The sequence below is a fragment of the Type-E symbiont of Plautia stali genome, assembly GCF_059731115.1.
In genome coordinates, this window is sequence record NZ_AP035906.1 from 860,868 (window position 1) to 882,263 (window position 21,396).

Here is a 21,396-nt window from a genome sequence, read left to right on the forward strand (position 1 = left end):
GAAAGTTATAGCCGAGGCTGTGTGCTGTTAAGCATTAAATTCATCGATGCCCTGTGCGCTGCATCGGCATCGCCGATCATGATCGCTTCATAAATCTTGCGGTGCTCGTCCAAAAAAATATCCTGCGCGCTGGAAGGCCAGGTAAAAAAGCATTTAAAGATGGTTTCCAGCAAATTACCTAACGGGATGTAAAAACAGTTGTCGGTAGAGTGAAAGATCAGGCGATGAAAGGCACTGTCTGCCTCCAGCCAGCGAGCAAGATCGAATTTACTCGCAGCGCAAACAGCGATCATTTCGCGAAATAACAGAGAAAGTTCGGTGCGTTGTGCCTGCGTAGCGTGTAGCGCAGCCAGTCTGGCAGCTTGCGGTTCGATAGCCTCACGGAAGTCCAGAAACTGTTGATACATCTCTGCCGTAGATTCGATGCCCTGCATCCATTCCAGCAGCTGCACATCAAGCAGATTCCAGTATGTGCGATCGCGCACATGCGTGCCGAGTTTGGGACGCGATTCTATTAATCCCTTCGAAGAGAGGAGTTTGAGGGCCTCACGCACGGCAGTTCTGCTGACGCCAAAGTGGCTACACAACTCGACTTCGCTGGGCAGAACATCACCAGCCTTTAGCGTTCCAGAGAGAATTTTTTGCGCGAGGTCACCGGCGATATGAACATCCAGACCGCGCTGTCCTGAGGTGATGGCTGCAAATTGCATGGATTTTGTGATACCTGAAGTCAGACATAACCCGATACTAGCCAGGGATTATGAATTCAGATAGGTGAAACAGGCCCAGATAAAACTGAATTAAGGCAAAAAAAAGGCCAGCATAAGCTGGCCCTGGGAACGCGGGGAGGAAATTAACGACCGTTGCGGGTCAGTTGATCCAGATCGGATTCAATTTCAGCGATCTTATTGGATACCACGTTTTCCAGATGACGCAGATCCGCGAGGATTTTGCGTTTCAGATCGACTTCGACCTGATCGCGCTGGCAAATCTGGTCCAGTTCATCGATCACGTAACGCAGGTTCGGGCTGATTTCCTGTACTTCCTTATAGCCCTGGCTGGTGTGATCGGCGACGACAGTTTTGCGCTGACGCGGGTATTTGAATTTCACGCTTTTGGCGAAGAATTCACCTTTGTCTTTGCGGAAGTAGATTTTCAGAATGTCGTTGCTGGCTTCCTGACGCAGGCTGTAACGGTCGATGTCTTCAGGAGAGCTGATACCTAAGCTTTTCAGGTTGTCGTACATAGCGTTTATATTCCATCTAAGAGTGGGTGAGCGCGCAGGACTATCATCATCATTCGGGATGCGGCAGATACGCAGCAACCGGAACGCTTACGGCATACTTAATCAACTGTAGACACAAAAACCGGGATGAACAGTGCGCGACCGGAGTTAACTGGCGCGGATTATGAACTGTTTGAAAAATAAACGCACCAGATAATTCGCGGCGCGAAGCAGGTAGTTTAGGTAAGAGTGTAAAGAAAAAATTACGGGCCAGAATACAGGCCCGTTGGCAGGGCAACCGGACTAATTTCTGACTTAGTCGATGGTACGCAGCAGTTCGTTGATGCCGGTTTTCGCCAGCGTTTTAGCGTCCACTTTCTTCACAATTACGGCGCAGTACAGGCTGTAGCTACCATCTTTAGACGGCAGGTTGCCCGATACCACCACTGAACCCGCTGGCACGCGGCCGTAATGCACTTCGCCAGTTTCACGATCGTAGATTTTGGTGCTCTGACCGATGTAAACGCCCATGGAGATCACTGAACCTTCTTCCACGATCACGCCTTCAACGATTTCAGAACGTGCGCCGATGAAGCAGTTGTCTTCGATGATGGTTGGGTTAGCCTGCAGTGGCTCCAGAACACCGCCGATGCCGACGCCGCCAGACAGGTGAACGTTTTTACCGATCTGGGCACAAGAACCCACGGTGGCCCAGGTGTCAACCATGGTGCCTTCATCAACGTAAGCGCCGATGTTAACGTAAGAAGGCATCAGCACGGTGTTACGTGCAATGAACGCGCCCTGACGCACGGCAGCAGGGGGAACAACGCGGAAGCCCGCATTTTTGAAGCGTGCTTCATCCCAGTTCGCGAACTTCATTGGGACTTTGTCGTAGAAACGGGTTTCTGCGCCTTCCATCACCTGGTTGTCATTGATGCGGAACGACAGCAGTACTGCTTTCTTCAGCCACTGATGCGTTACCCACTCCCCGTTGATCTTTTCAGACACGCGCAGTTCGCCGCTATCCAGCAGGCCAATAACCTGTTCGATGGCTTCACGGGTCACGCTGTCCACGCTGGCTGGCGTGATATCGGCGCGGCGCTCAAAGGCAGATTCAATAACGCTCTGTAACTGTTGCATAATAATTTCCTGAGTCTGTCATACGGGTGCCAGCGTCGCGCTGACACAGAGAATTAAGTCGATAAATCGATTGCGGTCACACTTTATCGTTTGGATTGAGGGCCTCTGTCAACCGTTGTTGCAGCACATTGCGCATTTCGACATCAAGTGCGCGCCGTTCGCTGTCCGCCAGGATGAAAAGATCCTCAACTCGTTCGCCAATCGTACTGATGCGCGCGCCGTGCAGTGACACACCGAGGTCGGCAAACACTTCCCCTACACGCGCCAGCAAGCCTGGTTGATCCAGCGCGACCAGCTCCAGATAGCTACGACGATCGGTGTGCGTCGGCAGGAAATTCACTTCGGTATCGACACTGAAGTGCTTAAGGCGTGCAGACTGGCGACGCGTGCGCGGCGGCACCCACTCGGTTTGGGTAATCGCTTGCTCCAGTGCCTGCATAATCATCGGATGACGATCGGCGGCCAGCGGACTGCCATCCGGTTCCAGCACAATAAAGGTATCCATCGCCATGCCGTCGCGGCTGGTAAAGATCTGAGCATCGTGCACGCTCAGATTGCGGCGGTCCAGCTCACCGGCTACTGCGGCAAACAGGTGAGGGCGGTCCGGGCTCCAGATAAAGATTTCAGTCCCGCCGCGAGTGGCCTGCGGGCTGACCAGCACCAGCGGCTTTGTAAGGTCATGGTCGATCAGATGACGTGCGTGCCATGCCAGTTGATTCGGCGTGTGACGCAGGAAATAGTCAGCACGGCAGCGGCTCCAGATATGGTGCAGGCGCTCTTCGTTAAGGTTTTCCATCCGCAACAGCGCGAGAGCCTGTAAGCGATGATGACGCACGCGTTCGCGCAAGTCCGGGCTGTTTTCCATACCGCGACGCAGCTGTTTTTCGGTCGCGAAGAACAATTCACGCAGCAGGCTCTGCTTCCAGCTGTTCCACAGACTTTCGTTAGTGGCGCAGATGTCGGCCACGGTGAGACACACCAGATAACGCAGGCGGTTTTCATTCTGCATGACTTCAGCGAATTGCTGAATCACCGTCGGGTCCTGAATATCACGGCGCTGGGCGGTGACCGACATCAACAGATGATGGCGCACCAGCCAGGCCACCAACTGCGTTTCCCGCGAGTTGAGCCCGTGCAATTCGGCAAAATCAAGCGCGTCCTGCGCCCCCAGAATCGAGTGGTCACCGCCGCGCCCTTTGGCAATATCGTGCAATAAGGCAGCCATCAGCAGCAGTTCGATCTGTGGCAAACGCGGCCAGAGTTCTACACACAATGGGTGCATCGGACGCGTGGCTTCGTTGGCGAAACTTTCCAGCTTTTGCAGGACGCGAATGGTGTGCTCATCCACCGTGTAAGCATGGAACAGGTCAAACTGCATCTGGCCGACAATATTGCCCCACAGCGGCGTATACGCCCAAAGGACACTGTGGCGATGCATCGGCACCAGCGCCCGCTTTACCGCGCCCGGATGGCGCAGAATCGCCATAAAGGTGTCACGCGCTTCGGCAATCTGGCACAGCGGCTGCTTCAGATGACGACGCGCATGGCGTAAATGACGTAGCGTGGTGGAGTAAATGCCGGTGATGTTCTCATTACGTACCATCACATAGAACATGCGCAGAATGGCCTGCGGTTCACGTTCGAACAACGTGGGGTCACGCAGATCAATCAAATTGCCGCGCAGTTGGAAATCATCATCAATGCTGCGCGGTTTCTCGGTGGTGGAGAGCGCGAGGATCGCTTCATCAAACAGCTGCAGCAGCATCTGATTGAGCTCACCAATGCGGCGCGTCACCCGGTAAAAATCTTTCATCATGCGCTCAACCGGCTCATTGCCTTCGCCGAGATAGTTGAGCCGCTGTGCCACAGTGAGCTGGCGATCAAACAACAATCGATTGTCGTAGCGTGTGAGCGTTAAGTGCAGCGCGAAGCGAATTCGCCAGAGGAACTCCTGGCATTCATTGATCTCATTACGTTCGGCTTCCGTGATAAAGCCAAAACCGACCATTTCATCCATGGTGGTGGCACCGAAATGGCGGCGCGCCACCCACTGTAAGGTGTGGATGTCGCGCAGGCCGCCCGGGCTGCTTTTAATATCGGGTTCGAGATTGTAGCTGGTGCCGTGGTAGCGCTGATGACGTTCCTGCTGCTCTTCAATCTTGGCCGCGAAAAAGCGAGAGGACGGCCAGAAGCCATCGCTGAAAATGTTCTTCTGCAACTCAAGGAACAGGGCGACATCGCCTGTCAGCATGCGGGATTCGATCAGGTTGGTCGCGACAGTAAGATCGGACAACCCCTCCAGTAAACACTCTTCCAGCGTGCGCACACTGTGGCCAACTTCGAGTTTTAAATCCCACATCAGCGTCAGGAGTTCGCTGGTGCGTTGCGCGGCCGCATCATCCAGTGGCTGGCGGCTGAGTATCAAGACATCGATATCGGAGAGCGGATGCAGTTCACCACGGCCATAGCCGCCCACCGCAACCAACGCAATCTCTTTCATTTTATCGAAGCCGTAGAAGCGCCACAGTCGGCGCAACAGACGATCGATAAATAGCGTGCGGGCATCAATCAGTGATTCAACGTCAGTACCGGCATCAAAGGCCATACCGAGATGCTGCTGGAATTGCTCCAGATAGAGTTTTAATTTGTCACGCGTCAGGGCTTCATCGGGCCAGCTGGCGGGGGAATCAGTCAGGCCTTTGTGTACTGCTTCGGTCACGCTACCACTCATCGACATGCCTCGTAAGCGCCATAAAAAAGGCCGGCATTATGCCGGCCTGGTACTGTCTTGAAGAACGTTACGCGTTGTTTTCGAGCACCGCAGCAATGGTGTCATCTTCACGCAGCGTAAGAATCTCACAGCCGTTTTCTGTCACCACAATAGTATGCTCATACTGCGCGGACAAGCTGCGATCTTTGGTTTTTACGGTCCAGCCATCCTTCATGGTGCGGATACGATAATCACCGGCATTGACCATCGGCTCTACGGTAAAGGTCATCCCCGCCTGCAACACCACGCCGCCGTCATCGGCATCATAGTGCAACACTTGTGGTTCTTCGTGGAAACCTTTGCCGATGCCGTGGCCGCAGTATTCACGTACCACAGAGAAATCCTGTGCTTCAACATATTGCTGAATCGCACGGCCCAGCTCGCGCAGGCGGATGCCCGGTTTAACCAGACGCAGTGCAATGTAGAGGCTTTCCTGGGTGACACGGCACAAGCGCTCGCCTTGAATAGTCGGTTTGCCGACGATGAACATCTTCGAGGTATCGCCGTGATACTCGTCTTTGATCACCGTGACGTCAACGTTGACTACATCGCCATCTTTTAAAACGCGGTCATCGCTCGGGATGCCGTGGCACACCACTTCATTAACCGAAATACACACCGATTTCGGGAAGCCGTGATAGCCAAGGCAGGCTGAGATAGCCTGCTGCTTATTCGTGATGTGATCGTGGCAGAGGCGGTCGAGTTCACCTGTGGTCACACCCGGCACCACGTGCGGGGCGATCATTTCCAGCACTTCAGCAGCCAGACGGCCCGCCACGCGCATTTTTTCGATTTCTTCAGGGGTTTTGATTGAAATGGCCATTAAATAATCCGCAATTGCCGACATTTTCGACAATAATGAGTTCTGTGGCAGTCATGTTAGCAGTCAGTCATTAGGCTGCCAAATCGGGATGACTCCTCGCTCACGCTGCTAACAACTGTTGGCGTATTCCTGCGCGTTATGGTATAAAGCGCGCCGACGATTCTCTGTCACCTTCGTTTTGTTGGCTGGCAGGAAACGCATAAAACTCATTATGTGTACTAAAACACACATGTATCGACACATACGCCGGGGTGCCTTGAAAGAGGTCGGTTGTATGGGATACATGGAGGCCCAACCCCAATCATACTTTAGAGGTAATCATGGCAACTGTTTCAATGCGCGACATGCTCAAGGCTGGTGTTCACTTTGGTCACCAGACCCGTTACTGGAACCCGAAAATGAAGCCATTCATCTTCGGTGCTCGTAACAAGGTTCACATCATCAACCTTGAGAAAACTGTACCAATGTTCAACGAAGCTCTGGCTGAGTTGCAGAAGATCTCTTCACGTAAAGGCAAAATCCTTTTCGTTGGTACTAAGCGCGCTGCTGCCGAAGCGGTAAAAGAGTCAGCTCTGAGCTGCGACCAGTTCTTCGTTAACCACCGCTGGTTGGGTGGTATGCTGACCAACTGGAAAACTGTTCGTCAGTCAATCAAGCGTCTGAAAGATCTGGAAACTCAGTCTCAGGACGGTACTTTCGACAAACTGACCAAAAAAGAAGCACTGATGCGTGCTCGTGAACTGGCCAAGCTGGAAAACAGCCTGGGCGGTATCAAAGATATGGGCGGTCTGCCGGATGCACTGTTCGTTGTTGACGCTGACCACGAACACATCGCAATCAAAGAAGCAAACAACCTGGGTATCCCAGTATTTGCTATCGTTGATACCAACTCTGATCCAGATGGCGTTGATTTCGTTATCCCAGGTAACGACGATGCGATCCGTGCTGTAAGCCTGTACCTGACTGCTGTTGCGACCACCGTGCGCGAAGGCCGTTCACAGGATCTGGCTGAGCAGGCTGAAGAAGCTGCTGAAGCTTAATAAGGTTCGCTCTTTCTAAGAGCCCTTAGACATCAGATGTTATCTGTTAAGGGGGCCGCACAGGCCCCTTTTATTTATCTAAGTTTGTCACGCTTCTTTCGGGTAAGCGGGGCAGAGTAAATTTTCCGCAACAAGTTTCTGACAGTGTTAACGCACACAGAGACGAATCGAGGATTCTGGAATGGCTGAAATTACCGCTGCATTGGTAAAAGAACTGCGTGAGCGTACTGGCGCAGGCATGATGGATTGCAAAAAAGCGCTGACCGAAGCGAACGGCGACATCGAGCTGGCGATTGAGAACATGCGTAAATCTGGCGCGATCAAAGCCGCTAAGAAAGCAGGCAACGTTGCTGCTGACGGCGTGATCAAAACCAAAATCGCTGATGGTTTCGCAGTGATTCTGGAAGTTAACTGCCAGACTGACTTCGTTGCTAAAGATGCTGGTTTCCAGGCTTTCGCTGACAAAGTGCTGGATGCAGCTGTTGCTGGTAAAGTGACTGATGTTGAAGCTCTGAAAGCGCAGTTCGAAGAAGAACGCGTAGCGCTGGTTGCTAAAATCGGTGAGAACATCAACATCCGTCGTGTTGCTATCCTGGAAGGTGCTCAGCTGAACAGCTACCAGCACGGCGCACGTATCGGCGTAGTGGTTTCTACCACCGGTGCTGATGAAGAGCTGAGCAAGCAAGTTGCGATGCACGTTGCGGCAAGCAAGCCAGAATTCGTTAAGCCAGAAGACGTGTCTGCTGATGTGGTTGAGAAAGAGTACCAGGTTCAGCTGGACATCGCCATGCAGTCTGGCAAGCCTAAAGAAATCGCAGAGAAAATGGTTGAAGGCCGCATGAAGAAATTCACCGGCGAAGTTTCTCTGACCGGTCAGGCTTTCGTTATCGATCCAAGCAAAACTGTTGGCCAGGCTCTGAAAGAGAAAGGCGCAGACGTGATTAACTTCATCCGCTTCGAAGTGGGCGAAGGCATCGAGAAAGTTGAAGCTGACTTCGCAGCAGAAGTTGCTGCAATGTCCAAACAGTCTTAATGCTCCGAAAGAACCGCCGGAAGGCGGTTCTTTTTTGTCTGCGTTTTGCGTGGACCACTTTTCAGTCTCATCCCAATAGCTTTTTTCGTTCGCTAAGCGGATGATCGATCAGATTTAACTTCTCATTCATCATATCTTCCAGGAAGAATTGACCATGGCGACCAACGCAAAACCTGTATATCAACGTATCCTGCTAAAACTGAGTGGCGAAGCACTGCAAGGTGCCGAAGGTTTTGGTATTGACGCGAGCGTGCTTGACCGTATGGCGCAAGAGGTGAAAGAGCTGGTTGAGCTGGGCATCCAGGTGGGTGTGGTTATTGGTGGCGGTAACCTGTTCCGTGGCGCTGGCCTGGCACAGGCAGGCATGAATCGTGTGGTCGGCGATCACATGGGTATGCTGGCAACCGTGATGAACGGTCTGGCAATGCGAGACGCATTGCACCGTGCGTATGTTAACGCGCGTCTGATGTCCGCGATTCCGCTGAATGGCGTGTGTGATAACTACAGCTGGGCAGAAGCGATCAGCCTGCTGCGCAATAACCGCGTGGTGATTTTCGCCGCCGGTACTGGCAACCCGTTCTTTACCACTGACTCCGCCGCTTGTCTGCGTGGCATCGAAATCGAAGCCGATGTGGTATTGAAAGCCACCAAAGTTGACGGTGTTTATTCAGATGATCCGGTGAAAAACCCGGACGCGACGCTGTATGAACAGCTGACCTATGGCGAAGTACTGGATAAAGAGCTGAAAGTGATGGATCTGGCGGCCTTTACATTGGCTCGCGACCATCAACTGCCGATCCGCGTCTTCAACATGAACAAGCCTGGCGCACTGCGTCGCGTAGTGATGGGTGAAAAAGAAGGCACTCTGATTACGCATTAATACCCGACGCAAGATAAAATAAGGTATATTCTGTTGGCGCGATGCAGTGGCATCGCGCAGCTTTCAGGATGATCGATGTTTATCGATACCACTTCCGGGCTGCCCGGAGATGGCCAGGTCAAACCGAATCCAAGGGTTTTAACGTGATTAACGACATTAAAAAAGATGCCGACACGCGCATGGAAAAATGCGTGGAAGCATTCAAAAACCAAATCAGCAAAGTGCGCACCGGTCGTGCTTCGCCTTCACTGCTCGACGGCATTATGGTGCCTTACTACGGTACACCTACGCCATTGCGTCAGCTGGCTAGCGTCACGGTAGAAGATTCTCGTACGCTGAAAATCAACGTGTTTGACCGCTCACTGAGCCCGGCCGTTGAAAAAGCGATTATGGCATCTGACCTGGGTCTGAACCCAAGCTCAGCAGGTACCGATATTCGTGTGCCACTGCCAGCGCTGACCGAAGAGCGTCGTAAAGATCTGATCAAGGTCGTGCGTGGTGAAGCGGAGCAGGGGCGTGTTTCTGTTCGTAACGTGCGCCGCGATGCTAACGACAAGATCAAAGCGCTGCTGAAAGACAAAGAGATCAGCGAAGACGACGAACGTCGCTCGCAGGATGAGATCCAGAAAATGACCGATGGCTACATCAAAAATGTTGATGTCGCATTGGCCGAAAAAGAAAAGGAACTGATGGATTTCTAATTCCATCTACTGCCTTTAAAAACGCCGTTCAGAGACGTTGTGCGACTCTGGCGGCGTTTTACATTGTGCCTGGCGCTGTTGCAGGCACGATCCACGACGTCACAGGGATAGCATGATGAAGCGATTAACTCTGCTGGGTTCCACCGGCTCGATTGGTACCAGCACACTGGCAGTCATCGCAGCCAATCCAGACTTGTACCAGGTCATCGCGTTGGTGGCGGGTCAAAACGTAGCGCTGATGGCTGAACAGTGTCAGCAATTTACCCCACGCTATGCGGCGATGTCTGATGAAGCCTCCGCACAAGCGCTGCGTGAGCGACTGAGAGCATTGAATCTTCCTACCGAAGTGCTCTCCGGCGTTCAGGCGGCTTGCGAGCTGGCGGCACTCGATGAAGTGGATCAGGTGATGGCGGCTATTGTTGGCGCCTCCGGGCTGCAACCCACACTTGCCGCAATTCGTGCTGGCAAAACCGTTTTACTCGCGAACAAAGAGTCACTTGTCACGTGCGGCCGCCTGTTTATGGAGGCTGTGCGTCATCACAAGGCACAGCTGTTGCCGGTCGACAGCGAGCACAACGCCATTTTTCAGAGTTTACCCGCTTCCATACAGCATCAGTTGGGGTACGCTGATCTGCGAGAGAATGGCATTGATTCTATTCTCCTTACGGGATCGGGTGGTCCTTTTCGTGACACGCCATTAGCGGATTTGGCCGCTATGTCGCCAGATCAAGCGTGCGCACATCCGAACTGGTCAATGGGGCGTAAAATCTCCGTTGATTCGGCCACCATGATGAATAAAGGTCTTGAATACATTGAAGCCCGCTGGCTATTTAATGCCACTGACGCACAGATGGAAGTCATCCTGCATCCGCAGTCGGTGATTCACTCCATGGTGCGTTACTGCGATGGCAGTGTGCTGGCGCAGCTAGGGTCGCCTGATATGCGAACCCCTATCGCGCACAGCATGGCATGGCCAGCACGTATTTCGGCCGGCGTAACGCCACTCGATTTCACGCGAATGAAGTCACTGACGTTTGCTGAGCCGGACTATGAGCGCTATCCCTGCCTGAAGCTGGCAATCGATGCTTGCTCAACAGGGCAGGCCGCCACCACCACGCTGAATGCGGCAAACGAAGTGGCCGTTGCGGCATTTCTGCAGCATCAGATTCGCTTTACCGACATCGCCGCCATCAACAGCGAAGTGCTGGCGTCCCTGATATGCCAGGAGCCGGGCAGCATTGAGGATGTGATGGAGATCGATCGGTTAGCGCGTATCTGTGCCACAGAATTGCTACCACGCTTTCGTTTAGCAGGTTGATACTTCCCGCTATTTGTTCGCTCAGGGTGAAAATGGTATAGTCGCTCGCTCGCGTTTTTCGGCCCGACATTGTTTCGATGTCATCTGGTAGCGATGCCGGGGTTTGCCGCAGGCGCAATGTATTCAGAAACCACAGCATTTCTGATGAAAGGAATTATTACGCGTTATGTCGTCCAACAATCACAACACAATCGATGACGAGTCGTACTGCACGCCACGTCACGTGGCCATCATTATGGATGGTAATGGTCGCTGGGCAAAAAATCAGGGCAAACTGCGTATTTCAGGCCACAAAGCCGGGGTAAAATCAGTACGCCGGGCCGTCAGCTTTGCGGTCAGCCATAAACTGGAAGCGCTCACGCTCTATGCGTTCAGCAGTGAAAACTGGAGCCGACCGGTACAGGAAGTGACGGCCTTAATGGAATTGTTTGTCTGGGCGCTCGACAGCGAAGTCAAAAGCCTGCACAAGCATAACGTGCGTCTGCGCGTGATTGGCGATATCAGTCGTTTCAATAATCGTATTCAGGAACGCATTCGTCGCGCCGAGGAACTGACTCAGCAAAATAATGGACTCACCCTCAACATTGCTGCCAACTATGGTGGCCGTTGGGATATTATCCAGGGTGCCAGAAAACTGGCTGAACAGGTTCAGGAAGGTTTATTACGTCCTGACCAGATAACCGAAGAAAGTCTGGCTCCCTATCTGTGTATGCAGGAGCTGGCGCCGGTGGATTTAGTGATAAGGACCGGGGGAGAGCATCGGATTAGCAACTTCCTGCTGTGGCAGATCGCCTATGCTGAGTTTTGGTTTACCGATGTTCTTTGGCCTGATTTTGATGAACACGTTTTTGAAGGTGCACTGAATGCATTCTCTTCGCGGGAGCGACGCTTTGGCGGCGCGGCACCAGGCGGCGCCTGAGCAATCTGGGGGTAACCTTTGCTGAAGTCTCGTCTGATCACCGCGTTTATTCTGATTCCGCTGGTGATCGCTGCTCTGTTTTGGTTACCGCTGTCCGGATTTGCGATTACCACTATCATCATCTGTATGCTTGCCGCCTGGGAATGGGGGCAGCTGGCGGGTATGAAGACACGTCAGCAGCGTATCTGGCTCGCCGTGTTATGCGGTTTATTGCTCTCAGTGATGCTGTTCACCCTGCAACCCTATCAACGCAATCTGCACCAGTTCCAGATGGAGGGCTCACTTTGGGCCGCGCTGGGATGGTGGATTGTCGCCCTGTTTCTCGTGCTGTTTTATCCTGCCTCTGCGGCGTTGTGGCGCACTTCGCGCCCACTCCGCGTGTTATTCGGCATCCTGACCGTGATTCCCTTCTTCTGGGGCATGATGGCGCTGCGCCAGTATCATTACGATACCGATCACTTTGCGGGAGCATGGTGGTTGCTGTTTGTGATGCTGCTGGTCTGGGGCGCAGATTCTGGCGCTTACATGTTTGGCCGTTTGTTTGGTAAACATAAGCTGGCGCCAAAAGTGTCACCGGGTAAAACCTGGGAAGGCTTCTTTGGCGGCCTGCTGTCATCCGCGATTATCGCCTGGCTGTTTGCGCTGCTGGCTCCGCTTTCTGTGGCGCCGGGTACGCTGATTATCTGTGCCGTTATTGCTACGCTGGCTTCGGTTCTGGGGGATCTGACCGAGAGCATGTTCAAACGTGAAGCGGGCATCAAAGACAGCGGTAACTTGATTCCGGGTCACGGTGGTATCCTCGATCGTATCGACAGCCTGACCGCTGCGGTGCCGGTTTTTGCCTGCCTGCTGCTGCTGGTGTTCCGCACCCTCTGAGGATTAGCGACAATGTTGAGCATACTCTGGAGTTTTGTCGCCTTTATCGTGGCACTTGGCGTACTGATCACCGTGCACGAATTCGGCCACTTTTGGGTCGCCCGCCGCTGCGGTGTTAAAGTCGAACGTTTCTCGATTGGCTTTGGCAAAGCGTTGTGGCGTCGTAGCGATCGTCAGGGCACGGAATACGTCATTGCCCTGATCCCGCTCGGCGGCTACGTCAAAATGCTCGACGAACGCGTAGAGAGCGTTCCCGCTGAACTCCGCCATCAGGCCTTCAACAATAAAACTGTGCTGCAGCGTGCTTCGATCATCGCGGCCGGCCCCATTGCTAACTTTATCTTTGCCGTCTTCGCTTATTGGGTCGTCTTTATCCACGGCGTACCCGGTGTGCGTCCGGTTGTTGGCGAAATTCTGAACGGTTCCGTCGCAGCTGAAGCGCAAATTACCTCCGGTATGGAACTTAAAGCGGTAGATGGTATCGAAACGCCTGATTGGGATGCAGTGCGCATGGCGCTGATCGGAAAAATCGGCGACAGCAGTACCACGCTTACCGTCTCGCAATTCGGTGAAAATGCCACGCAGCAGAAGCAGGTCGATTTGCGCGAATGGCAGTTTGAACCGGATAAACAGGACCCGGTTGTGGCATTAGGGATTCGTCCTCGTGGGCCACAAATCGAAACGACCTTAGCTGAAGTGCAGGCAAATTCGCCGGCCAGCGCTGCCGGTTTGCAAGCAGGCGACAGGATCGTTAAAGTCGATGGTCAGCCGTTAACACAATGGCAGGCTTTTGCGGCGCAGGTGCGCGATAATCCGCGCAAAAACATGGCGCTGGATGTGGAACGTAACGGCGAACTCGTGGCGTTGACGTTAACGCCAGAAGCGAAACCGGGCAATGAAGCGGAAGGCTTTGCGGGAGTGATTCCGCGCGTCATTCCGCTGCCGGATGAGTATAAAACGGTTAGGCAGTATGGGCCCTTTGCCGCTATCGGTGAAGCCAGTGTCAAAACCTGGCAACTGATGAAGTTAACGGTCTCAATGCTGGGCAAGTTGATTACCGGGGATGTGAAGCTGAATAATCTGAGCGGGCCAATTTCGATTGCGCAAGGTGCCGGATTATCAGCGGAGTACGGGGTGATTTACTATCTGATGTTCCTGGCGCTGATCAGCGTCAATCTGGGGATCATCAACCTGTTCCCTCTGCCGGTATTAGATGGTGGACATCTGCTCTTTCTGGCGATCGAAAAGATCAAAGGTGGACCGGTGTCCGAGCGAGTTCAGGACTTCAGTTATCGCATTGGCTCAATTCTGCTGGTGTTATTAATGGGGCTTGCACTTTTCAATGATTTCTCACGTCTGTAATAGCTGGACTGCGGACAGGCGCGGGATGTGTTAGGAAAACGCATAACAACGATGGCGATGAAAAAGTTGCTCATAGCGTCGCTGCTGTTTAGCAGCGCCACCGTTTACGGTGCAGACGATTTCGTAGTGAAGGACATTCATTTCGAAGGTCTCCAGCGAGTCGCCGTCGGCGCGGCTCTGCTCAGCATGCCCGTACGTGTCGGTGATACCATTTCTGACGATGACGTCAGAAACACCATTCGCTCTCTGTTCGCCACCGGCAACTTTGAAGATGTTCAGGTTCTGCGTGATGGAACAACCCTGATTGTTCAGGTGAAAGAGCGTCCGACCATTGCCAGCATCACTTTCTCCGGCAACAAAGCGGTGAAAGAAGATCAGCTGAAGCAGAACCTTGAAGCTTCTGGTGTGCGCGTCGGTGAAGCCCTCGACCGCACCACGCTTTCTTCGATTGAGAAGGGCCTGGAAGACTTCTACTACAGCGTCGGTAAATACACCGCCAGCGTGAAAGCGATTGCGACACCGCTGCCCCGTAACCGCGTGGATCTGAAATTCGTCTTCCAGGAAGGCGTGTCTGCTCAGATTCAGCAGATCAACATCGTTGGCAACAAAGCCTTTAGCTCTGACGAATTGATCTCGCGCTTCTCACTGCGTGATGAAGTGCCATGGTGGAACGTGGTTGGCGATCGTAAATACCAGAAACAAAAGCTGGCCGGGGATCTTGAGACCCTGCGTAGCTTCTATCTGGATCGCGGTTATGCGCGCTTCAACATCGATTCCACTCAGGTGAGCCTGACGCCAGATAAAAAAGGCATCTACATCACTGTGAACATCAATGAAGGCGATCAGTATAAGATTGCCGGCGTGATCGTGAACGGCAGCATGGCGGGCCACTCTGCGGAAATCGAAAAGATGACGCGTATTCCATCGGGTGAGCTGTACAACGGCACCAAAGTTACCCAGATGGAAGACGACATCAAAAAACTGCTGGGTCGTTATGGCTATGCCTATCCGCGTGTGGTGACACAGCCGGAAATTAACGATGCAGACAAAACCGTTAAACTGCATATCAATGTGGATGCCGGTAACCGTTATTACGTGCGCAAAGTGCGCTTCGAAGGTAACGATACGTCGAAAGATTCCGTACTGCGCCGTGAGATGCGTCAGATGGAAGGCGCATGGTTGGGCAGCGACCTGGTTGACCAGGGTAAAGAGCGTCTGAACCGTACCGGTTACTTTGAAACCGTCGATGTGGACACGCAGCGTGTGCCAGGTTCTCCGGACCAGGTGGATGTAGTTTATAAGGTTAAAGAACGTAACACCGGTACCTTCAACTTTGGTGTGGGTTACGGTACTGAAAGTGGCGTCAGCTTCCAGGTAGGTGTGACCCAGGAAAACTGGCTCGGCACCGGTAATACCGTTGGCATCAGCGGTACCAAAAACGATTACCAGACCTATGCTGAATTCTCACTGACCGATCCGTATTTCACGGTCGACGGTGTGAGCCTGGGTGGTCGTGTCTTCTATAACGACTTCAAAGCGGATGATGCTGACCTGTCTGACTACACCAACAGAAGTTATGGTGTGGATGGCACTTTGGGCTTCCCGGTTAATGAAAACAACACATTGCGTGTCGGCCTGGGTTATGTGCATAACGATCTGTCCAACATGCAGCCGCAGGTTGCGATGTGGCGTTATCTGGACTCGGTTGGACGCCATCAGGGTCTGAATGATGATGGTGATTTCTCTGCAGATGACTTCACCTTCAACTACGGTTGGACGTATAACACGCTGGATCGTGGATTCTTCCCAACCAAGGGTAACCGTACCAACCTGAACGGCAAAGTGACCATTCCGGGTTCCGACAACGCCTTCTACAAAGCGACGTTGGATAGCCAGCAGTACGTGCCACTGAACCGTGATGGCACCTGGGTGGTGCTGGGACGTGGCCGTGTCGGATATGGTGACGGGCTCGGTGGAAAAGAGATGCCGTTCTATGAGAACTTCTACGGCGGTGGTTCAAGTACGGTTCGTGGCTTCCAGTCCAATACCATTGGTCCGAAAGCGGCTTATCTGAACGATCACTCCTCCACCTGTAACCTGACGGATGCCAATGGCGTCTGTAAGTCAGATGATGCGGTGGGTGGTAACGCTATGGCGATTGCCAGCCTTGAGCTGATCACGCCAACGCCGTTCCTGAGCGAGAAATACGCTAACTCAGTCCGTACTTCGGTGTTTATGGATGCCGGTACCGTCTGGGATACCAAATGGCAGAACACTGCAGAAACCCGTGCGGCGGGCATTCCGGACTACAGCGATCCGAATAACATTCGTGTCTCTGCGGGTGTCGCCCTGCAATGGATGTCGCCATTAGGTCCGCTGGTATTCTCATATGCTCAGCCGATGAAGAAAGTCGAGGGAGACAAGTCAGAGCAGTTCCAGTTTAACATTGGTAAAACCTGGTAAGGCTCTGAACAAGGAAGTGAAAATACCGTCTTGCATCCGTGTCGCGCTCTGTCGTGACACGCTGCAAACACACACGTCGAGGTAAGGAGTTTATAGTGAAAAAGTTGTTCTGTGCTGCTGCTCTGGGTGTTGCTTTAGCTGCTTCTGCGGGTGCCCAGGCGGCCGATAAAATCGCCGTCGTGAACCTGAGCCAGGTATTCCAGCAGTCTCCGCAGCGTGCCGCTGTTGCTAAACAGCTTGAGGGCGAGTTCTCAAGCCGTGCTTCTGACCTCCAGGCGCAGCAGCAGAAAATCCAGGGTGAAATCCAGGATCTGCAGCGCAATGCGTCAACCATGAAGGCCAGCGACCGTACCAAGAAAGAGAAGCAGATTGCTTCTGAGCGTGCTGCTTTTGAACAGAAAGCGCAGGCTTTCGACAAAGACAACCAGACTCGTCAGATGCAGGAGCGTAACAAGCTGCTGGCTAAAATCCAGACCGCTGTTCAGTCTGTAGCGAAAAGCGATGGTTACGATCTGGTGCTGGATTCTCAGGCCGTTCTGTACTCTTCTGCTGATGCTAAAGACATTACTGCTGACGTTGTAAAACAGGTTAAATAATCGATGTCATCAATTCGACTGGCTGATTTAGCCCAGCAGTTGGATGCAGAATTGCACGGAGATGGCGATATCGCCATCTCCGGCATTGCTTCTATGCAATCCGCCACCACTGGTCAAATCACTTTTCTTGCAAACAGCCGCTACCGCGAGCAGCTCGCTCATATCCAGGCTTCAGCCGTGGTGCTGACGGAAGCGGATCTGGAGTGGTGTAAAACCGCTGCCCTGGTGGTGAAAAATCCTTACTTAACGTACGCTCGCATGGCACAACTGCTGGACACAACGCCGCAGCCCGCGCAGAATATCGCGCCCAGTGCGGTGATCGATCCGACAGCGACGCTGGGTAAGAACGTTTCGGTGGGCGCGAATGCGGTGATCGAGTCTGGCGTTGAGCTGGGCGACGACGTCGTGATTGGCGCAGGATGTTTTGTCGGTAAGCAGACGCGTATCGGTCGCGGCTCACGTTTGTGGGCTAACGTGACGATTTACCATGAGATCGAGATTGGTCAGGATTGTCTGATTCAGTCGGGTACCGTGATCGGTGCCGATGGTTTCGGGTATGCTAACGACCGTGGCAATTGGGTGAAAATTCCACAGCTGGGAACCGTGGTAATTGGTGATCGCGTTGAAATTGGTGCTTGTACCACCATCGATCGCGGTGCACTGGATAACACTCTGATCGGCAATGGTGTTATCATAGACAACCAGTGTCAGATTGCGCACAACGTTGTGATTGGAGATAACACGGCCGTTGCGGGCGGTGTGATCATGGCGGGTAGTCTGAAGATTGGACGTTATTGTATGATTGGCGGCGCCAGCGTCATTAACGGCCATATGGAAATCTGTGACAAAGTGACCGTAACGGGCATGGGCATGGTAATGCGCCCGATCACAGAGCCTGGGGTATACTCATCGGGTATCCCACTGCAACCCAACAAAACCTGGCGTAAAACGGCAGCGCTGGTGATGAATATCGATGAAATAAGCAAACGCTTAAAAGCCATCGAACGTAAGGTCGGCAAAGACGACTAAACGCATCGCTCGCGACCCGCTTTCATAATAAAGCAGCGTGCCTTCTTGCGACTTCGGCTTACCCCGAATGCGTGTGAGGAGGTCTCTCAGGAAAGCGTTACGCCACCGAACTGATTTGCGGCCTGCGGAGGATCATTTTGATCTGTGCAGGCCGTGTTATTATTGCCATCAGATTTTTTAGGACAGGAAGAGTATTTTGACAACTGAAACGCATACTCTGAAAATCGAAGAGATTTTAGAACTGCTGCCGCACCGCTATCCGTTCTTGCTGGTTGACCGCGTGCTGGAATTTGAAGAGCATAAATATCTGCGTGCGGTGAAGAACGTTTCTGTTAATGAACCGTTTTTCCAGGGACACTTTCCTGGTAAGCCGATTTTCCCAGGCGTTCTGATTCTGGAAGCAATGGCGCAGGCAACCGGTATTCTGGCGTTCAAAAGCGTTGGAAAACTGGAACCCGGCGAGCTGTACTACTTCGCCGGTATCGACGAAGCCCGCTTCAAACGTCCAGTGGTACCGGGCGATCAGATGATCATGGAAGTGACCTTCGAGAAAACTCGTCGTGGTCTGACGCGCTTCAAAGGCGTGGCAACTGTAGACGGCAAGATTGTCTGTGAAGCGACCATGATGTGTGCCCGTAGCCGGGAGGCATAATTAGTGATTGATTCAACCGCCAATATTCATCCCAGTTCCGTTATTGAAGAAGGTGCCGTCATCGGCGCCAATGTTCACATCGGCCCGTTCTGCTTTGTCGGCGCTAACGTGGAAATTGGTGAAGGTACGGTGCTCAAATCGCACGTGGTGGTGAACGGCCACACGCGTATCGGCAAAGACAATCAGATCTATCAGTTTGCTTCGATTGGTGAAGTGAACCAGGACCTGAAATATGCCGGTGAACCGACCCGTGTTGAAATCGGCGATCGCAACCGCATCCGCGAGAGTGTGACTATTCACCGTGGCACTACGCAGGGTGGCAACCTCACTAAAGTCGGCAGTGATAACCTGCTGATGGTCAATGCGCATATCGCGCATGATTGCGTCATTGGTAACCGTTGCATCTTTGCCAACAACGCCACGCTGGGTGGCCATGTCACCGTGGATGATTTCGCGATTATCGGCGGGATGACGGCAGTCCACCAGTGGTGCACCATTGGTGCACACGTGATGGTTGGCGGTTGTTCAGGCGTCGCGCAGGATGTCCCACCGTACGTTATTGCGCAGGGCAACCACGCGACCCCGTTCGGTATCAACATCGAAGGCCTCAAACGCCGTGGCTTTAGCAAAGAAGCACTGCACGCGATTCGCAATGCGTACAAACTGCTGTATCGCAGTGGTAAAACGCTGGATGAAGTGAAACCAGAGATTGAAGAGCTGGCAAAACAACACAGCGAAGTGCAGCCTTTCTATGACTTCTTTGCCCGTTCGACGCGTGGATTGATTCGTTAATCCATGTCAGTGCGTCCCTTAACGATTGCCCTGGTCGCCGGAGAAACCTCCGGCGATATTCTTGGTGCAGGTCTTATCCGTGCGCTCAAAGCGCGTCATCCTGATGCCCGCTTTGTCGGCGTTGCCGGTCCGCTGATGCAGGCCGAAGGCTGTGAAGTCTGGTATGAGATGGAAGAGCTGGCGGTGATGGGCATTGTTGAAGTGCTCGGCCGCTTGCGCCGCTTGCTGAAAATTCGCAAGGATTTAACGCAGCGCTTCACCGAACTCAAGCCTGATGTCTTCGTCGGCATTGATGCGCCAGATTTCAATATCACATTGGAAGGCAGCCTGAAGCGCGCAGGAATTCGCACCATTCATTACGTCAGTCCTTCCGTCTGGGCGTGGCGACAAAAACGCGTGTTCAAAATTGGCCGCAACACCAACCTGGTATTGGCGTTTCTGCCGTTTGAAAAAGCGTTTTACGATCGATTCAACGTACCTTGCCGCTTTATCGGCCACACCATGGCAGATGCCATGCCGCTGCAGCCAGACAAATCTGCGGCGCGACGTGAGTTAGGCATCGCGGAGGATGCGATCTGTCTGGGCTTGCTGCCGGGTAGCCGTGGTGCAGAAGTGGAAATGCTGAGTGCGGATTTCTTGCGTGCGGCGCAGTTATTGCGTCAGCGTTATCCCGCGCTGGAAATCGTGGTGCCGCTGGTCAATGCCAAACGCCGCGAACAGTTTGAACAGATTAAAGCTGAAGTGGCGCCCGAGCTACCGATGCATTTGCTGGATGGCAAAGGCCGTCAGGCGATGATCGCCAGCGATGCGGCGATTCTCGCATCCGGCACTGCTGCGCTGGAGTGCATGCTGGCGAAGTGTCCGATGGTGGTCGGTTACCGCATGAAACCCTTTACCTTCTGGCTGGCGAAGCGTTTGGTGAAAACGCCTTACGTTTCACTGCCCAATCTGCTGGCGGGTCGGGAGTTGGTCAAAGAGCTGTTGCAGGAAGAGTGCCAGCCAGAGGCACTGGCGGCTGCGCTGGAACCTCTGTTGCATGCCGGACCAGAGCGCGATGACCTGCTGAACACCTTCAACGAGTTGCATCAACAGATTCGCTGGAATGCTGATGAGCAAGCCGCGGACGCCGTACTGGAGATTGCCAATGACTGAGTTTATCTACCCAAACGCACAGCGCATTGCTGGCGTGGATGAAGTGGGGCGAGGTCCGCTGGTAGGCGCCGTTGTCACCGCAGCAGTCATCCTCGACCCCGCGAATCCGATTAAAGGGCTGGCCGACTCAAAGAAGCTTTCCGAAAAGCGTCGGCTGGCGCTGTATGACGAGATCAAAGAGAAAGCGCTAGCCTGGAGCCTCGGCCGGGCGGAGCCTGAAGAGATCGACCAACTCAACATTCTGCACGCCACTATGCTGGCGATGCAGCGTGCGGTAGCGGGTCTGCCTGTTACGCCTGATTTTGTGTTGATCGATGGCAACCGTTGTCCGGCATTGCCCATGCCATCGCGGGCGGTGGTGAAGGGCGATAGCCTGGTACAAGAGATCAGTGCAGCCTCGATCATCGCGAAAGTTACGCGCGATCGTGAAATGGCCGAGCTGGATCTGTTGTTCCCGGAATATGGATTTGCCCAGCACAAAGGCTACCCAACTGCGTTGCATATGGAAAAATTGACGCAGTTTGGTGCCACGCCACATCATCGCCGCAGCTTTGCCCCGGTGCGAAATGCCCTGATTGATGCTGATGTGCTGGCCGCGCGTCAGCCGACTGCGCTTTAATAGCCT

20 protein-coding genes are annotated in these 21,396 nt (G+C 53.3%); 15 read left to right on the top strand and 5 right to left on the bottom strand.

Annotation, left to right across the window (positions count from 1 at the left end; genetic code table 11):
* Positions 1-5: 5 nt before the first annotated feature.
* The 5 genes from AC6I8L_RS03810 to map form a co-directional block, all read right to left on the bottom strand.
* Entirely contained in the window at positions 6-710 is a 705-nt protein-coding gene (locus AC6I8L_RS03810) for a FadR/GntR family transcriptional regulator (protein WP_058962067.1), read from the bottom strand.
* A gap of 143 nt (positions 711-853) precedes the next feature.
* A complete protein-coding gene (locus AC6I8L_RS03815) occupies positions 854-1,246 on the bottom strand; it encodes a DUF3461 family protein (RefSeq protein ID WP_034829501.1) in 393 nt (130 codons plus the stop codon).
* A 294-nt stretch (positions 1,247-1,540) separates the two neighbouring features.
* The gene (dapD, locus tag AC6I8L_RS03820) at positions 1,541-2,365 is read right to left on the bottom strand and encodes a 2,3,4,5-tetrahydropyridine-2,6-dicarboxylate N-succinyltransferase (protein ID WP_038648942.1); all 825 of its coding nucleotides are present in this window, start codon (positions 2,363-2,365) and stop codon (positions 1,541-1,543) included.
* A gap of 76 nt (positions 2,366-2,441) precedes the next feature.
* The gene (gene glnD / locus AC6I8L_RS03825) at positions 2,442-5,096 is read right to left on the bottom strand and encodes a bifunctional uridylyltransferase/uridylyl-removing protein GlnD (protein WP_058962066.1); all 2,655 of its coding nucleotides are present in this window, start codon (positions 5,094-5,096) and stop codon (positions 2,442-2,444) included.
* Between the two features lie 67 nt (positions 5,097-5,163).
* Positions 5,164-5,958 carry a type I methionyl aminopeptidase gene (gene map / locus AC6I8L_RS03830; RefSeq protein ID WP_034829494.1) on the bottom strand — a complete coding sequence of 265 codons (795 nt, stop codon included), beginning with the start codon at positions 5,956-5,958 and terminating at the stop codon, positions 5,164-5,166.
* A gap of 320 nt (positions 5,959-6,278) precedes the next feature.
* On the opposite strand from map, the gene rpsB reads away from it, so the two are divergent.
* The 15 genes from rpsB to rnhB all read left to right on the top strand — a co-directional run bounded on the left by rpsB (position 6,279) and on the right by rnhB (position 21,390).
* A complete protein-coding gene (gene rpsB / locus AC6I8L_RS03835) occupies positions 6,279-6,998 on the top strand; it encodes a 30S ribosomal protein S2 (RefSeq protein WP_034829491.1) in 720 nt (239 codons plus the stop codon).
* A 181-nt stretch (positions 6,999-7,179) separates the two neighbouring features.
* Entirely contained in the window at positions 7,180-8,031 is an 852-nt protein-coding gene (gene tsf / locus AC6I8L_RS03840; protein WP_034829489.1) for a translation elongation factor Ts, read from the top strand.
* 154 nt (positions 8,032-8,185) lie between these two features.
* Positions 8,186-8,911: a UMP kinase gene (gene pyrH / locus AC6I8L_RS03845; RefSeq protein ID WP_034829488.1), complete on the top strand. Its 726-nt coding sequence runs from the start codon at positions 8,186-8,188 to the stop codon at positions 8,909-8,911.
* 143 nt (positions 8,912-9,054) lie between these two features.
* Entirely contained in the window at positions 9,055-9,612 is a 558-nt protein-coding gene (gene frr, locus AC6I8L_RS03850) for a ribosome recycling factor (RefSeq protein ID WP_034829486.1), read from the top strand.
* A 115-nt stretch (positions 9,613-9,727) separates the two neighbouring features.
* Complete coding sequence (gene ispC / locus AC6I8L_RS03855) at positions 9,728-10,930, top strand: 1-deoxy-D-xylulose-5-phosphate reductoisomerase (protein ID WP_201785694.1); 1,203 nt, start codon at positions 9,728-9,730, stop codon at positions 10,928-10,930.
* Between the two features lie 166 nt (positions 10,931-11,096).
* Positions 11,097-11,849, top strand: a complete 753-nt coding sequence (gene ispU / locus AC6I8L_RS03860) for a (2E,6E)-farnesyl-diphosphate-specific ditrans,polycis-undecaprenyl-diphosphate synthase (RefSeq protein ID WP_034829480.1) — start codon at positions 11,097-11,099, stop codon at positions 11,847-11,849.
* An 18-nt stretch (positions 11,850-11,867) separates the two neighbouring features.
* Entirely contained in the window at positions 11,868-12,725 is an 858-nt protein-coding gene (gene cdsA / locus AC6I8L_RS03865; RefSeq protein ID WP_034829478.1) for a phosphatidate cytidylyltransferase, read from the top strand.
* 12 nt (positions 12,726-12,737) lie between these two features.
* Positions 12,738-14,087 (top strand): sigma E protease regulator RseP, encoded by a 1,350-nt coding sequence (gene rseP, locus AC6I8L_RS03870; protein WP_058962064.1) that lies wholly within the window; start codon positions 12,738-12,740, stop codon positions 14,085-14,087.
* 51 nt (positions 14,088-14,138) lie between these two features.
* A complete protein-coding gene (gene bamA / locus AC6I8L_RS03875; RefSeq protein ID WP_058962063.1) occupies positions 14,139-16,550 on the top strand; it encodes an outer membrane protein assembly factor BamA in 2,412 nt (803 codons plus the stop codon).
* Positions 16,551-16,645: 95 nt separating this feature from the next.
* Complete coding sequence (locus AC6I8L_RS03880; protein ID WP_034829472.1) at positions 16,646-17,146, top strand: OmpH family outer membrane protein; 501 nt, start codon at positions 16,646-16,648, stop codon at positions 17,144-17,146.
* A 3-nt stretch (positions 17,147-17,149) separates the two neighbouring features.
* Positions 17,150-18,175 carry a UDP-3-O-(3-hydroxymyristoyl)glucosamine N-acyltransferase gene (gene lpxD, locus AC6I8L_RS03885; RefSeq protein WP_045813806.1) on the top strand — a complete coding sequence of 342 codons (1,026 nt, stop codon included), beginning with the start codon at positions 17,150-17,152 and terminating at the stop codon, positions 18,173-18,175.
* Between the two features lie 196 nt (positions 18,176-18,371).
* On the top strand, positions 18,372-18,827 hold the full coding sequence (gene fabZ / locus AC6I8L_RS03890) for a 3-hydroxyacyl-ACP dehydratase FabZ (RefSeq protein ID WP_013507953.1): 456 nt from the start codon (positions 18,372-18,374) through the stop codon (positions 18,825-18,827).
* A gap of 3 nt (positions 18,828-18,830) precedes the next feature.
* Complete coding sequence (gene lpxA / locus AC6I8L_RS03895; RefSeq protein WP_034829465.1) at positions 18,831-19,619, top strand: acyl-ACP--UDP-N-acetylglucosamine O-acyltransferase; 789 nt, start codon at positions 18,831-18,833, stop codon at positions 19,617-19,619.
* A gap of 3 nt (positions 19,620-19,622) precedes the next feature.
* The gene (lpxB, locus tag AC6I8L_RS03900) at positions 19,623-20,771 is read left to right on the top strand and encodes a lipid-A-disaccharide synthase (RefSeq protein ID WP_058962062.1); all 1,149 of its coding nucleotides are present in this window, start codon (positions 19,623-19,625) and stop codon (positions 20,769-20,771) included.
* Positions 20,764-21,390, top strand: a complete 627-nt coding sequence (rnhB, locus tag AC6I8L_RS03905; protein ID WP_058962061.1) for a ribonuclease HII — start codon at positions 20,764-20,766, stop codon at positions 21,388-21,390. The genes lpxB and rnhB overlap by 8 nt, the downstream gene beginning before the upstream one ends.
* The last annotated feature ends 6 nt before the right edge of the window (positions 21,391-21,396 follow it).